Annotated in this window: 15 protein-coding genes; 4 read left to right on the plus strand and 11 right to left on the minus strand. The window is 58.6% G+C overall.

The features are described 5' to 3' along the window. Nucleotides 1-130: 130 nt before the first annotated feature. Nucleotides 131-808: a YoaK family protein gene (locus IAU67_RS04265; RefSeq protein ID WP_151841496.1), complete on the plus strand. Its 678-nt coding sequence runs from the start codon at nucleotides 131-133 to the stop codon at nucleotides 806-808. 293 nt (nucleotides 809-1,101) lie between these two features. Next, a complete protein-coding gene (locus IAU67_RS04270) occupies nucleotides 1,102-1,908 on the plus strand; it encodes a RecB family exonuclease (protein WP_151841497.1) in 807 nt (268 codons plus the stop codon). 86 nt (nucleotides 1,909-1,994) lie between these two features. Here the strand turns inward: IAU67_RS04270 and IAU67_RS04275 are convergent, their stop codons facing one another. The 7 genes from IAU67_RS04275 to IAU67_RS04305 all read right to left on the minus strand — a co-directional run bounded on the left by IAU67_RS04275 (nucleotide 1,995) and on the right by IAU67_RS04305 (nucleotide 9,068). Next, nucleotides 1,995-3,605 (minus strand): hypothetical protein, encoded by a 1,611-nt coding sequence (locus IAU67_RS04275; RefSeq protein ID WP_151841498.1) that lies wholly within the window; start codon nucleotides 3,603-3,605, stop codon nucleotides 1,995-1,997. A 248-nt stretch (nucleotides 3,606-3,853) separates the two neighbouring features. Next, nucleotides 3,854-4,597 carry a hypothetical protein gene (locus tag IAU67_RS04280; protein WP_151841499.1) on the minus strand — a complete coding sequence of 248 codons (744 nt, stop codon included), beginning with the start codon at nucleotides 4,595-4,597 and terminating at the stop codon, nucleotides 3,854-3,856. A 116-nt stretch (nucleotides 4,598-4,713) separates the two neighbouring features. Continuing rightward, a complete protein-coding gene (locus IAU67_RS04285) occupies nucleotides 4,714-4,929 on the minus strand; it encodes a hypothetical protein (protein WP_151841500.1) in 216 nt (71 codons plus the stop codon). Nucleotides 4,930-5,697: 768 nt separating this feature from the next. Continuing rightward, on the minus strand, nucleotides 5,698-7,281 hold the full coding sequence (gene aspA / locus IAU67_RS04290; protein ID WP_151841501.1) for an aspartate ammonia-lyase: 1,584 nt from the start codon (nucleotides 7,279-7,281) through the stop codon (nucleotides 5,698-5,700). A 52-nt stretch (nucleotides 7,282-7,333) separates the two neighbouring features. Next, nucleotides 7,334-8,089, minus strand: a complete 756-nt coding sequence (locus tag IAU67_RS04295) for an anti-sigma factor (protein ID WP_151841502.1) — start codon at nucleotides 8,087-8,089, stop codon at nucleotides 7,334-7,336. Continuing rightward, nucleotides 8,086-8,682: a sigma-70 family RNA polymerase sigma factor gene (locus IAU67_RS04300; RefSeq protein WP_187767963.1), complete on the minus strand. Its 597-nt coding sequence runs from the start codon at nucleotides 8,680-8,682 to the stop codon at nucleotides 8,086-8,088. Before IAU67_RS04300 ends, IAU67_RS04295 begins: the two co-directional genes overlap by 4 nt. Before the next feature lie 26 nt (nucleotides 8,683-8,708). Next, on the minus strand, nucleotides 8,709-9,068 hold the full coding sequence (locus IAU67_RS04305) for a hypothetical protein (protein ID WP_151841503.1): 360 nt from the start codon (nucleotides 9,066-9,068) through the stop codon (nucleotides 8,709-8,711). Nucleotides 9,069-9,413: 345 nt separating this feature from the next. Here IAU67_RS04305 and IAU67_RS04310 point away from each other — a divergent pair, with 345 nt between their 5' ends. Then, nucleotides 9,414-11,135, plus strand: a complete 1,722-nt coding sequence (locus IAU67_RS04310) for a cytochrome c biogenesis protein CcdA (RefSeq protein ID WP_187767986.1) — start codon at nucleotides 9,414-9,416, stop codon at nucleotides 11,133-11,135. A 26-nt stretch (nucleotides 11,136-11,161) separates the two neighbouring features. On the opposite strand, the gene hisG is transcribed toward IAU67_RS04310, so the two are convergent. From hisG to IAU67_RS04325, 3 genes are read right to left on the minus strand one after another with little or no spacing between them, the layout of a single operon-like run. Then, entirely contained in the window at nucleotides 11,162-12,007 is an 846-nt protein-coding gene (gene hisG, locus IAU67_RS04315) for an ATP phosphoribosyltransferase (protein WP_151841505.1), read from the minus strand. A 33-nt stretch (nucleotides 12,008-12,040) separates the two neighbouring features. Continuing rightward, entirely contained in the window at nucleotides 12,041-12,331 is a 291-nt protein-coding gene (locus IAU67_RS04320; RefSeq protein WP_225723436.1) for a phosphoribosyl-ATP diphosphatase, read from the minus strand. Nucleotides 12,332-12,351: 20 nt separating this feature from the next. Then, nucleotides 12,352-13,071 (minus strand): HAD family hydrolase, encoded by a 720-nt coding sequence (locus IAU67_RS04325; RefSeq protein ID WP_151841507.1) that lies wholly within the window; start codon nucleotides 13,069-13,071, stop codon nucleotides 12,352-12,354. Nucleotides 13,072-13,199: 128 nt separating this feature from the next. Between IAU67_RS04325 and IAU67_RS04330 the strand changes: the two genes are divergently transcribed. Beyond that, a complete protein-coding gene (locus IAU67_RS04330; protein WP_225723437.1) occupies nucleotides 13,200-14,141 on the plus strand; it encodes a thioesterase family protein in 942 nt (313 codons plus the stop codon). On the opposite strand, the gene IAU67_RS04335 is transcribed toward IAU67_RS04330, so the two are convergent. Then, complete coding sequence (locus IAU67_RS04335; RefSeq protein ID WP_151841508.1) at nucleotides 14,138-14,650, minus strand: hypothetical protein; 513 nt, start codon at nucleotides 14,648-14,650, stop codon at nucleotides 14,138-14,140. The two genes, IAU67_RS04330 and IAU67_RS04335, sit on opposite strands and share 4 nt — an antisense overlap. Nucleotides 14,651-14,664 lie beyond the last annotated feature (14 nt).

Consider the following 14,664-nt stretch of genomic DNA (forward strand, 5'->3'; position numbering starts at 1 on the left):
GGGGGCGATCCACGGGTTCAAGCATTGTCCACGACCAGGCAATACCGCTAAAGTATCTGCCGTCGGTGAATACACCAGCAGACATGAATACACCGGCTGACATGTAGCAGACATGTAAAGGACACAACCGATGATCAACTTCCGCCTGGGAGAACGCATCCTAGCCCTGGCCCTTACCTTCGTTGCGGGGTACGTGGACTCGGTGGGATTCATCCATCTTGGCGGCGTGTTCCTGTCCTTCATGTCCGGCAATACCACGCGCTCGGCAACCTCGCTGGTGGAAGGGAACGTAAACCAGGCTACGCTGGCGGGCTCGTGCATCATCCTGTTTCTGATCGGCGTGATGACTGGAGCGCTCATTACCCGCCTGAGTACTAGGACGTGGGATGTGTACCGCGGTCGCGAGGCGGTGATGTGGAGCATCACTGCGGTGTTTGGGATCACCACGCTGCTGATCCTGGCAGACATGGAACACATCGCGATCCTCAGCCTGTCCGTGGGCATCGGCATGATGAACAGTGTGTTTGAACGCAATGGAGAAGTCTCCATTCCCCTTACCTACATGACAGGCACGTTGGTGAAGATGGGGCAACGCTTCGTGGACGCGTTCTTTGGTGGCAAGCACCTGGTCTGGATTCTGCATCTGGCGCTGTGGATCTCTTTGTCTACCGGGGCGATTGTGGGGGCTTTGATGTATCACCACTACCAGCTGACCTCCGTGGCGTGGATATTCCTGGTGATCTTGGTGTGCGCTGCTGCGAATCAGCTTGTCAGGCGCCACAGGCGGAAGCATGGCCTGCCTTTGTGATGCTGGCGTGTGATGCTGTTTGCAGTTTTCTTGTGATGTTGTCTGCAGGCTTCTCTGCATGTAGGGCGTCTTTACATACAAGCCTTTTCTCCATCCAGGTCCTCTTCACATCCAAGACGTCTCTACAAACAGCGGTGTCTGAGAACGTCGACTCGATCGCCTCCAGATTTTCGCGAAACTCTCTGACCAGCGCAAACGAAAATCTCCTTGTCATCGAGTCGACGTTCTGAGACACCGCCCCTACGTGCGCAGTGGAGATAGGGCCTGGGACGGGATGTATTAGTGTGGAGAAGGTGAAAACAAAGCTGGCTCTCTCCCCCTCTCGCGCGAGTGACTACAAGCAGTGTCCATTGCTGTATAGGTTCCGTGCCATTGATAAGTTGCCTGAGCCCTCGACTCTCGCTCAGGTGAAGGGCACGCTGGTGCACGCTGTCCTGGAGAATCTGCATCAGCTTCAGCGCGACGAGCGTACCTACCCTGTGGCCGTGAAGATGCTGAAGCCCGAATGGGCAAAGATGACAGACAAAGAGCCGGAACTGCTGGAGCTTGTTCCAGATACCGAGGAGGACACTCTGGCTTTTCTGGTGGAATGCCGGGAGCTGGTCAAGGGTTACTTTCGGATGGAGAACCCCCAAGGCTTCGATGCGCACGAGTGCGAGAAGTATGTGGACTTCACGTTGCCGAATGGTGTGCCCGTGCGTGGATTCATCGACCGTGTTGATGTAGCGGAGTCCGGTGCTGTTCGCGTGGTGGATTATAAGACAGGGAAGAAGCCGATCCCGCGCTTTGCGGAATCGGCTCTGTTTCAGATGAAGTTTTATGCGCTGGTGTGGTGGCGCATGATGGGTGAGATTCCGGCTCAGCTTCGGCTGATGTACCTTAAGGTGGCCGATGACATGGTTCTCACACCTACTCCTGCGGAGTTGAACTACTTTGAACGAGATCTGGGGACCCTGTGGGATCAGATCTCTGCGGATGTCCGGTCTGGAAACTTCCAGCCTAAGACGTCCAAGCTGTGCGGATGGTGTTCCTTCCAGGAGCTGTGCCCCGCCTTTGACGGGACACCACCGGAATATCCCGGCGCTCCAGAAGGTTTCTAACCAAAAGGGACTCAGCGGATCCGAGCCAGGGCCCGGATCCGTGAAGTGAACCGGTGAGCGATCAGTGGGGTCCGCCCCGGAGGCTTTTAACCCCGCGTGATCACTCTATTGACGGTTCTCTTCGTGTCCCGCTTCCCCATGAACTCCCGCAGGAAGTACTCCCGAACTACGGAGTTAGCCTTCAACGATGAGCCAGCGTTAGACGACGATTGAGCCCCCGATCCGCGGCCCATGCCAGCTCCAGCAAAGCTGCCGAACCCAGATGTAGCTCTGGATGAACCGCCATTGCCTCCCATGGACAGTGCAGAGCGATTAGCAGGCCCGCCCGCGCCGGGCGACATCATGGCAGATGTGCCGCCCCGAACACCAGTGCCTGTACCAGTCTGTCCACCAGTGCCTGCGTAGGTACCCTGCCCGTTCATCATTCCAGCGCTCTGCCCGTTCATCATGTTGGTCGCCGAGTACGGAAGCTGAGGAAGGCGCGGTGACCCAAACCTCTGTCCTGCCTGAGCAAACTGATTGTGTGGCGCGCCCCCGAACCCGGGCGTTGGCCCCACACCCGTGGACGGTGTGGGGGCTGGCTTTCCAGGTGCAGCTCCCTTCATCGCGTTGGACGACGGATGCTTATGGGCCGTTCCCTCTTGGTGCATGCGCACCCCAAGCTGGGAGTTCGCATGTCCCACGGGTGCCATAGCATGCGTGAGGTTGTGAGTGCTCGCAGCGTGAGTCGCCACGGCTTGTCCCTGCCCGGAAGCATGGAGCCCGCCTCCGTGGGCGCCGAGTCCCATCGCGGGAGTGGGTGTTCCTGCGTGAGCGCCAGCCCCAGCGGCGGAAACCGTCCCGGACGGATTCACGTGTGCTGCCGCAGCAGGCACTTGAACTGGGGTGTTGGATGGAGCGGTAGCTGCCTGCGCCGCGTTCGCATTCCCATGCCCCGCGGCTTGAGCGGCATCTGCTACTCGGCTAGAAAATGCCTGGGATCCGTCGGATGCGGCGGCCTGCGAGAGATTGCCTCCGATGTGATGGATACCAACTGGGCCGCTGGCGGTGCCCGATGCGTAGGCAGACAGGGAACCCCCTCCTGTGTGCCCGGCTACCGGAACTCCAAGATTGACAACAGGCGGTTTCACGAGCTCGAGTGAGGGCTGCAGCGTGGAGGTGACGTAGGTCGCCACGGCAGCTTGTTCGGCAGCGATCCGTTCTGCTTGCTCGGGAATTGCCGCAGTGGAGGCTTGAATTGCCTGGAGCGCAGAAAGGTTGGTTGCTCGAACCACAGGGAACTGCCGTACCGACTGCTCCATGATCCGGGCGTTCGCAACCACGATCTCTCCCATGGACGTGATGTCCTGGATGGCACTGCGTGCAGCATCGAAGGACAAACCCTTCAAGCTAAGCCCAATAGATGTGGACGCGTTATGAAGGTCCTGCAGCGCCGTCTCTAATTGGTTTCCACTTGAACGCCATTGCTCTGCCACCATCAACGGTGCTGCGTCATCCGAGGTGAACATCGCGATGAGGGCTTGGAGGGGCATGGTCGCTTCTGCCACTCCTGGTGGAGTTGTGTAGGTGAGATTGTGAATTGGCTCAAGATCTCGTTGTGGGATTACCTTGGACAGTCCCATGTTGAGGAATGGATCTGATCCATTGTAGATCCGGTTCAGGACGAATGCGGAGTCAGCCTCTTGCTCGGCGAACACCTCAGTGTGGACCTTAAAAACCGCTCGAAGCCATTGAGCATCTAGTGCGAGCTTTTCTACAACCTCAAAAAGTGCCCCTGTCTGGCCAAATAATGTAGACAGGTGCTGGCTAAAAGCAGCGTTGAGTGTCGGTGATTGCGTGTATTTTCCCGGAGATAGTGTGGCACGCTTGGCCATCGACATCTCGGTAACGGCGGCGGTGATTCGTCGGAGTACAGAATTCATATCAGCCTTATTGAACTCGATTATCATTTTGGTTCCCCTTCGATCGTCATGTGCGATGTTCCCCCTTCAATATTCTTAAAAATTTGACGAATCTTGAGCGCCTTTTGGCACTGTTCGTCTGTGCGTGGTCCTCCTACGGTTTGAATGGCGAAGTATTCAAACATGTGTGGATCCACGTATCCTGTGGCGGCGCAGGTAAGTTCCTCGAAGATTGGGTTAAGCATGTATTGGTCTTTACCTAGTTTTTCGTACGCCATCTCCGAGAGATCCCCTACTTGATAGTTCCGCGAAATGATGTGCATGATCAGTTCTTGAAGGTCAATCCACAGGTTGCATGTCAGTGTTAGTGGTGTGTTGAACCGAAGTTGTGAAGCGGGCTCGATCCCGATTTCTCCGAGCCTTTCCAACATCTGTGGGTCACACAGGTCTGGTTTTCCTTTAAACTCCTCCCTTAGGTCGTCCCCCTCTAGTGGTCGCAGTGTGAGCGGTTTGCCGATGAAGCGCTGCGATTTATAGACCAGTTTGTCCAGCGGATCCGTGGGTTCCGCGTCAAACCAGATGTCCCCTTCAGTATCTTTCTGTGGCGTCGATTCGCGGGCAGCATTGCTGTGCGCGTCCCCGTCTTGTTGAGAGACGGGGCTGACGCTGTGCCCGACTGGGTGAGAGTTGGACGAAGTATCCGCGCTGCACCCAGTCACCAGGAGTGCCATCGAGATGATGATGGCTACTCCTGTGACCACGTGCTTTCCCCAAAGCGTTGTGGTCATGGCATCCTCCTTTTAATGAGCTGAGTCCAGTTGCTTGTCAGGACAGCGAGCGCTGTGAGCGGTGCCGATTTTTGATCTGAGCGCAGAACTCATATCGGCATGGCTGAACTCGAGCATCATTCCAGTTCCCCTTCAGTATCATTCTGTAGCGTCGAATCGCGAGCAGCGTTGCTGCGCGCATCCCCGTCTTGTTGAGAGACGGGGCTGACGCTGTGCCCGACTGGGTGAGAGTTGGACGAAATGTCCGCGCTGCACCCAGTCACCAGAAGCGCCATCGAGATGATGATGGCTACTCCTGTGACCACGTGCTTTCCCCAAAGCGTTGTGGTCATGGCATCCTCCTTTTAATGAGCTCAGTTCAGCTGACTCTCAACGCATTGACCGTTGTGAGTCGCGGTGCTGATCCTTCCTAATACGGAACGCGTATCAGCGTGGTTTAACTCGAGCATCATTCCGGTTCCCCTTCAGTATCCATGTGTAGTGATCCCCCTTCAGTATTCTTGAAAATAGTCATAGCTGAAGATGCAGACCTGTGGTGTGTTGAACCGAAGTTGTGAAGCAGGCTCGATTCCGATGGCCTCGAGCCGCTCCACAACTTGCGGGTCACACAGATCTGTTCTTCTGTAAGTACCTCCTTAATCTCGTCCCCCAACAGTGGCTGCAGCGCCAGCGGCTTGCCGGTGAAGCGCTGCGGTTTATACACCGGTGTGTCCCACGGATCCGTAGGATCCGCGGACCACCAGTGTTCCCCTTCAGTATCGCGCTGAGGCGTCGATGCTCGAGCAGCGAGGCTGCGCGTGCCCCCGTCTTGTTGAGAGACGAGGCCGACGCCTTGCCGGGCTGGGTGCGGGGTGGACTTAGCATCCTCCCCACACCCAGCCACCAGGAGCGCCATCGGTGTGGTGATGGCAACTCCTGTGACCACGTGCTTTCCCCAAAGCGGTGTGGTCATGGCAACCCCCTTCAGCGTGCTGAATCTAACCTAGATATCAGCGGTGTGAGCTGGGGCTGAACGGGTGCTCAGCCCCAGTTTTACCTCACGGAAGGTATCTTAAACCAAACTACATACGGAAGGGAATACCTTTGGCAAAAAATTTTTCCTATTTTTTCTTGCCTTGCCAACGGGGGTTCAATAGGTTCTCAGGAGAGAGCACGTCATCCAGGGTTTTTTCGTCAAGAAGTTCTTTTTCCAGCACCAATTCACGGACTGACTTGCCAGTTGCCGCGGCCTCCTTACCGATCAGATCACCGTTGTGGTGGCCGATCAGGGGGTTCAAATAAGTGATAATTCCAATAGAATTCTCGACGAACTCGCGGCAGACGTCCTCGTTGGCGGTGATGCCCACCACGCACAGCGTCCGCAGCGTGGTGCACGCGCGAGCCAGGAAGCGCACCGACTCAAAGGCGCACTGCGCAATGACAGGCTCCATCACATTCAGCTGAAGCTGCCCTGCCTCCGCCGCCATAGATACGGTCACATCATTACCGAACACCTTGAAGGCGATCTGGTTCACAACCTCCGGGATCACCGGGTTGACCTTGGCGGGCATGATGGAGGATCCTGCTTGCCGCGGAGGCAGATTAATCTCGTTGAGCCCGGCACGCGGACCGGAGGACAACAAGCGCAGGTCATTCGAGATCTTCGACAGCTTCATCGCCACTCGCTTCATTGCCGCATGTGCGTTGACATACGCACCTGTATCGCTGGTCGCCTCGATCAGGTCGGATGCGGGAACAATCTCCAGTTTGGTGACCTCACTGAGGTGTTTGATCACAGCATCCTGATATCCGGGAGGCGTATTCACCCCGGTTCCGATCGCGGTGCCGGACATGTTGACCTCACGCAACTGTGCCTGAGCTCGCTGGAGCTGCAGCTTTTCCTCCGAGAGGTTGTTTGCGAATGCCTTGAACTCATCCCCCAAGGACATGGGAACTGCATCCTGGAGCTGCGTGCGTCCCATTTTCAGAATGTGTTTGAATTCGCGCCCCTTGGCCTCGAAAGCACGCCGCAATCCCTCTAGATGCATAATCAGTTGGTCGATCGCGAAATGCAGTCCCAGCCGGAATCCGGTGGGATAGGCGTCGTTCGTGGACTGGGACATATTGACATCATCGTTGGGGTGAATCACGTCATAGGATCCCTTGGGTTCGCCAATATATTCCAGCGCCAGGTTGGCAATCACCTCATTGGTATTCATGTTGACGGACGTTCCCGCGCCACCCTGGAAAACATCAATGGGGAATTGATCCATGGCACGGTGGTTCTCCAGCACCTGGTCGCAGGCCCACACAATGGCATTTTTCTTGTCATCAGACAATGCCCCCACCTCGTTATTGGCCAGCGCAGTCGCCTTTTTCACCATGACCATTCCACGGATGAATTCGGGAAGTTGATTGATGGTGGTACGGGAAATCTGGAAATTATCGACTGCGCGGAGCGTATGCACGCCGTAGTAGGCGTCGACGGGAATATCCAGCTCTCCCAGCAGGTCCTCTTCGGTGCGGAAATTGTTGGATGAGCGGGCTTCCAGAGAGTGCGTCTCCGCGGACGTGACGATGTCTGTGGAGGAGACCAGCGGGGTGTTGCGCCGCACGCTGGAATCTTGATCTTGGCCCTTGCCTGCTTTCTCGCCGGGATGAGCTCGGTACGTGGGTGAGGTGCCTACCTCGTAGTCTTCGGCCATTGCGGGGATCCTAACTTTCGTTGTGTTGGCTAGTATCCCCACCCTAACAGCGTTAGAGTTTTTGCTCAGCCAAAATTTCGCCAGACGGCTCGTGCGAGCCGGACACGGGCTCTTCCGTGACCATTACGCTCATCGTATCTGCTGGTAGAGGCATCCAGACGTCGCTATGCGGCTCTTGCGCGATCACGCCGGCGGATCGTGCTCGGCCGTGTTCGTCGATGGACCATACTTGTGCACCCATACCTTTATCGACCGCGGAGAAGCCGTTGACCATCGCGCCGCCCTTGCCCATCGAGTGGGACACCACCACGTCCAGATTCGCCCCGTCGGCGTTGATCGACGTGGATCGCACGTCATGCGCCGCCATGATCGAATCCATGACGTCGTGCGCCGCGTCGCCTTGAATGACCTCACCCGCTGCTTCGTGCTGGGTTGTGTTGGTCGCCGTATCCTGAGGGCTCCAGATCGTTGTCCCTCCCACGATGAGCAATACCGACGCCGCCGCGGCACCCACCGCCCATCGAGCCCCACGGAACGGCCTCCTGCTGTCAAGGTCGACGACCGTCCGATCGTCACCAGCAGACTCGCTATCCTGCGCTGTGAGGTCGTGTGCTGCGGAGTCTTTCGCGCCTGCGGCCTGCGCTTCCGGATCCTGACGGTCAGGAAGCGCGTCGAAAAGGGACTCCTTCAACTCAGCGGATGGCTCCACGGGGGTCACGGAATAACCGATGAGCTCCTCCAACTCCGGATCCCAGTCGCGGAGCGAGCGCGGGGCCGGATACGCAGAATCATCATGAGAAGCGTTCATCGCGTTCCTCCTTCCTGAGCGTCGCTGCGAAGTGCTGCCTTCAGTTTCTTCAGCCCATCCCTGATACGTGTTTTTGCAGTTCCCACTGCCACTCCGGTGGTTTCGGCCACTTCCCTACTGCTCAAACCGCCAAAGTATGCCAGGCGGACGGCGGTGGAATGAGGCTCCCCAATAGCGACAATGGCGTGCGACAGACGGTCGTGCTCGACCGCCGTGAGTGCTTGATCTTCCACCGAGCTGTGCGCGCGAGCGCTATCTAGGCGGTACTCGCGATCATCGCGTTGCTGGCTGGCCTGCCAGGAACGCAAGCGATCAATGGATCGCAGGCGCGCCAAGCGAAACGCCCAACTGGACGCGGAGCCCTGGCGTGCATCGAACTGGGACGCATTGTTCCACAGTTCAATGAACACCTCTTGGGTCACTTCTTCCGCGATAGCCCGGTCACGCAGCACATGGACGCACAGGCCCAAGATTCGCGGCGCGAGGGCGTCGTAGAACAAGGAAAAGGCATGCTTATCCCCACGTTGAACGCGCACCAGAAGATCCTCCAAGGAGGGCATCTGCTCCGTGCGAGTAGGTGGGGATAAGGACATAGATTCAGATAATAGCGCTACTGTGGCTATTTCTGTTCCATCTTGTCGGCCTGTTCACCCATTTTCTCGGTCATCTCGCCCATCTTGTCGGACATCTTGTCGGTCATGGCAGGCTCGTCGGACTTCTCGGACATCATGTTGTCCTTGTCCTTCATGGCCTCCTCGGACTTGTCAGACATCTTGTCGCTCATCTCGCTCATCATCGGAGTTTCGGAGCTGTCGGACATCTTGTCGCTTTCGCTCATCATTGGAGCTTCGGAGCTGGTGCTGGACTCCATCTTGGAGTCATCCTTGCTGTCGTTGCAGGCTGCCAGGCCCAAACCAACGGTTGCCATGACAGCAACGGCCAGAACGCGAACTCCAGTGCGGTGGACAGAATTGTTCATTGTGTAGTCCTTTCGGTAGGTGCCTCACGTAGAGGCATTGTGTGAGACAAAGCTCGCGAGGGGTGTGCTCCCTCCGGAGGCTTCATGAGTCCATACGGAGCACAGGGGTGGGGTGGATTGGATATTTTTTATTTTTCTTTACGGGGGTGGGTGAAGCCTGCCCCCGCTCCGGTGCTGCTCGTCCGGTATTCGCTACCCCCACAATCCCTACGCCGTGTCGCTCCGTAGTGCTTGATGACAGTGCCTGTGACTAACACGCCAGCGCCCGGTGCGCTGAATGCCGCGCGAAACAATCCATGCGCGCTCACTGAAGCACTGAACAAGAAATGGAGAAACACTACTGTGATCTGGGAATATATTCTCATTGGGGTTATCGGCGGACTGGTGACGGGCGTATCTCCGTGCATCCTGCCGGTGCTCCCCGTTGTTCTTGCCGTCTCGGCGGATCAGCGGCGTAAGCCCGTGTTGGTGGCCACGGGCATTGCGTTAAGCTTCGCCCTCACCACGTTGGTGGGAACCATCATCCTCCACGCTCTGGGGCTGCCGACGGCCACGTTGCGCTGGGCTGGTGTGATTCTGTTGGTGCTTGTGGGGTTGGGCATGTTCATCCCGCGCGTGGGCGAGCTCCTGGAGCGCCCCTTCACCTACCTTCCGCATTCTAAGAAACTCGACGCCCTCACTCGCCGTTCCGGGTCCGGCTTCGGCGTGGGCTTGGCTCTGGGTTTGGTGTACGCTCCCTGTGCTGGGCCTGTGCTGGCCGCGATCACCGTTGCCGGTGCTACCGGCGACATTGGCTGGCAAACCATCGCCCTGACCGTCAGCTTTGCTGCGGGTGCATGTACCCCGCTGTTCTTCCTGGCGACGGCCGGTTCCGCGCTCAGCCAACGCGCCCAGATTGTCCGGAAGCACCGCACGCGCATCAGCCAGGCGGCGGGCGCGCTGGTGATGGTGCTGGCCCTGGCGATCGCTTTGGATGCGCCTGCCGCGTTGCAGCGTTCGCTGCCGGACTGGACGGCCACGGCGCAGGAGAAGTTCAACTCCAACGAATCCACCCAATCCGCACTGCGTCATGCCACGGGTGCGGGCGGACACGGTGCGCTGGAGGACTGCCGAATGACCGCAGCTCATATCGCTCAAGACTGCGGCGAGGTGCCAGAGCTGAAAGGCCTGACGAACTGGATCAATACGGATCACCCGATCGATCCCCGGACCAACAAGACCGTCACTCTGATCGACTTCTGGGCCTTTGCCTGCATCAACTGCCAGCGCGCCAACGAACACGTCACGAAGCTCTACGACCGCTACAAGGACGCGGGCCTTGAGATCATCGGCGTGCACGCCCCGGAATATGCCTTCGAGCACGATGCCCAGAATGTTGCCCGCGCTGTGCAGGAGCAAGGCATTCACTACCCTGTGGCTCAGGACAACGACTTCCGCACCTGGAAGCAGTTCAATAACAAGTACTGGCCGGCACACTACCTGGTCGATGCACAGGGCAACGTCCGGCAGATCCACGAGGGCGAAGGTGCCTATGGAGAGACCGAACAGCTGGTGCGCGATCTGCTGACGCAGGCCAATCCCGGCGTGAAGCTTCCGGAGCCCGTGGAGGACATTCACGGCGGAAACAAAGGAAATGCCCTGGTCCAAGGGCGCAACCCAGAGACCTACATTGGTGTGGAACGCGCACAGTTCTTCGATACGGCGCTCAACCCTGAGCAGGAGTACAGCCTCGGTCAGCACGACTTCGCCGCCGGTGTAAGTGCACAGGATGCGGTACAGCGCGTTGCTACTCAGCGCTATGCCCTGGGTGGGACATGGACCCTGGATGGTGAAAAGGCTACCGCTGGCAAGGATGCCTGGGTGGTGCTCAACTACCGCGCCTCCACCGTGCAGCTGGTGTACTCCCAGGCACCGCAGCCTGGCAAGATTCAGGTCAATGACACGGCGATGAAGCTCAGCTCCCGCGACGGGACGATCAATGCGATTGATACAAAAAGCCCGGAGACCGGACGAGTGGTGCTGAAGGTGCCCGAGGGCATGAGCATCCACTCCTTCACCTTCGGATAAGCCGCGGCACTGGCGAGTGGCTGCGGCTAGATGCGAGCGATACGAATATCCGAGGCCAAGATGGCCTTCGCCCCCATGGCGGACAGCCTGTCCATCAAGTGGTTGGCCTCCTTGCGAGGAACCATCGCTCGCACAGCCACCCAGTTTGCGTTCGCCAACGGGGACACCGTCGGGGCGGACAAACCAGGAGTGATCTGGGATGCTTCCTCCAGCTTGTCCGCCGGAATGTTGTAATCCAACATCAGGTACGTCCGCGCGTGCAGGATGCCCTCGATGCGCTTGATCAACACATTCATCTCGTCCGTAACCGGGGCATCCTTCCGGCCCACAATAACAGCCTCGGAGGTGCACAGCGCCTCACCGAAAGGCTCCAGACCCTGCTTGCGCAACGTCCGGCCGGTGGACACCACATCGGCGATAGCGTCCGCCACACCTAAGCGGATAGAAATTTCCACCGCGCCGTCCAAACGCACCACTGTGGCGTCGATCCCACGGGCATTCAGGTCCTTGCGCACCAAGTTCGGATAGCTGGTGGCGATACGGCGTCCCTGCAGCTTCTCGATCGACCAGTCCTCGCCCGCCGGCGCAGCGTAACGGAACGTGGAGGCGCCGAAGCCCAACGGCAGCAGCTCGTCGACCTCCTCGCGCGTATCCGCCGCCAAGTCACGGCCGGTGATGCCGATGTCCAAGTGTCCCGAGGCGATGTAGATTGCAATGTCCTTCGGGCGGAGGAAATAAAACTCCACGCCGTTGGCGTCATCGGTGATGGTGAGCGACTTAGAATCGCCGCGGGTGACGTACCCGGCTTCCTTCAAAATCTCTGTAGCAGTTTCGGACAGTGAACCCTTATTCGGGACGGCAACGCGCAACATCTACTGTGGTTTCCTTAAAAACTTTGATGGGGATTACAGATACTTGTAAATATCCTCAGGGGTGAGCCCACGGCCCACCATGACAACCTGCAACCAGTAAATCAGCTGGGAGATCTCCTCGGACAACTCCTCATCGGACTGGTACTCCGCGGCTAGCCAGACCTCGCCGGCCTCCTCGACGATTTTCTTGCCCTGGAAATGGACACCGTTATCCAAGGCCTGAACAGTGCCGGACCCCTCAGGTCGCTCCTGTGCCTTCTTGGCCAGCTCTGCAAACAGAGACTCGAATGTCTTTTGCTCGGAATTTTTCGCGGAATCACTCACGGTCATCTATTCTGCCACGCTCACGCTGAGGATGCGCCGATGCCTCCCGCTTTGGGGGCGAGTGGCTCGATGCGCGCAAACATATCCTCCAGATCCGCGATGCTCATTCCCGCCAGCGTGTTTTGTCCCGCCAACTCGGAGATCGTGGGAACACCGTCCGGAATTGCCACGTCATCCTCCGTGGGTACACCCAGCACACGGCACCCGGCCGCGAGGCCCGCCTGCATTCCCGCGGTGGAATCCTCGAGCACCAGGCAATCGCCGGGATCCACGCCCAAGGCCTTTGCCGCCGTGAGATATAGATCTGGCGCGGGCTTGCCGGCATCCACCTCATCGGCACAGACCGTGAAGTGGAAATGGTCCTCGTTGATGGTGTTCAGCGCCAGCGCCGTGAGGGATCGCGTGGTGTTAGTGGCCAGCGCCATGGGGATGTTCCGCTGGTTCGCTTCGGCGAGGAGCTCCGGGATATTCGGCCGGAACTCCAGCTCCTTGGATAGAAGTTCGCCGACTCGGTCGAACATCCACTGCGCCCAGTCCGCCTCCTCCTCGGGCGTGAGCGTGAGGTCGTTGAACGCGGCACACAGGCGCACCGTGTTCTCCGTGGTTCCCCCCACTGTCTGTGCGCGGACATCCTCGGTGATGCGGGCACCCATCTTCTCGGACATCTCGTACGTTGCGATCCCCCACAACGGCTCCGAGTCCACCAGCGTTCCGTCCATATCCCACACAATTGCCTTCATAATGTGTCCGATTTTAGGGGAATCGCAGACAATGCGCCCAACGGCTTCTAAGGTGAGGAGTGTCACATGTATGTAGAAGTTCAAAACAACACCACTGCAACACCAACTTCGTGCGAAAGGTAGCGAACGTGTCACAACCCAAGAATGCTGAGCAGGCCTATTTCGTGGCTCAAGAGAGTTCCCTCAACAACAGTCCTCATGCAGCCACCTCAGACGCAGCCGCCCCAGACGCAGCCAATCAAGCCGAACAGGTCCTCACCGCCACGTATCTGCCCACCGTTCACACCGAGAGCCCGTGGGGCGGCGGCGGTTTCCAACACGGCTCTCCCCCAGCTGCGTTGGTGGCCGTGAACCTTGAGGCGGCGGCCAAAGAATTCGGCCTGGACATGGTGCACGGCCGCTTCTCCCGCATGACCGTGGAGCTTCTGGGCCCGGTTCCCCTCTCCGAGTTGACGTGCACCTCTCGCCTGCTACGCGGAGGCAAGCGCATCAGCTACATAGAAACGGTGATTACCGATGCCGACGGCCGGGAGTTTATCCGCGGAACAGGCTGGTGGATTAAGTCGGACTCCACGGTGGATCTGGTGCGCCACGTCGCCGAGAATATTCCCGGACCAGAACATGGAGTGCGCGCGGAGCAGTTCACGGAGTTCTGGCGCTCGGGCTACATTGACTCCATCGACGTGGTGCAGATCGACCGCCCTGAGCAGGCGATTAAGCATCACTGGGACTTTGACAGCCCGATCCACCACGTCTACTGGTCGCGCAGTAATTTACCGGTTGTGCTCGGCGAAGAGGATAGCCCGTGGGTGCGGCTGATGAAAACGGTCGATATTTCCAACGGGCTGAACCAGATTCTGGATCCGCGCGAGTGGACGTGGATGAATGTGGACATGACGGTGTACCTGCACGCAGTGCCGTACGGCGAGTGGGTGGGCCACGTCTCCGAGGCCAACTATGGTCCCGATGGCGTGGGCACCACCGTCACCAGAATCTACGACGAGCGGGGACCTGTGGGAACCGTGAATCAGGGGTTGCTGCTGGCTCGCGTGCGTGAGCCGCGCGGCTAGTCTTCGCACACCGCTCGCACGTGTCCACCCACCACCGACGCCTGCGCGCCGCCGTCCTCGGCGAGCACCTCGACGATCTGCACTAGCTCGTCGATTTCCTCCACGTCCAGCACCGCGCCGAGGTGCTGATCCGACAGCTGCTTCAACTGCTCAACGTGGGGCTGGATCTGACCAATCATTTTTTTCGACGCCGGCGTGGGCTCCGGCCGCACCTCGTCCTGCTCTAAGGCACTGTGGGGAACGCGGACCGTGAGCGCGTCAGAGGCAGCAATCGCGTGAGAAGACGAGACCGCGTTCTCGGCAGCAGTGCCTTGTCCATCGCGCGCGGCGTCGATCATATGCGACAGGATCGTCTGCGCCTGGTCGACCACGGTTTCTGGGTACGGCGATTCCCAGAAGGTCTTCTCCTCGGGGCGCAGGTAGCTGCCGGTGGACAGCGCCCGAAGGTTGGAGATGAACTCGGTGGCGAGGCCTTCGGCGCTGCGTTGGTCAGGGGTGTGCGTGGACATGCGCTCCTCCGGGG

Source organism: Corynebacterium zhongnanshanii, from assembly GCF_014490575.1.
GTDB lineage: Bacteria > Actinomycetota > Actinomycetes > Mycobacteriales > Mycobacteriaceae > Corynebacterium > Corynebacterium zhongnanshanii.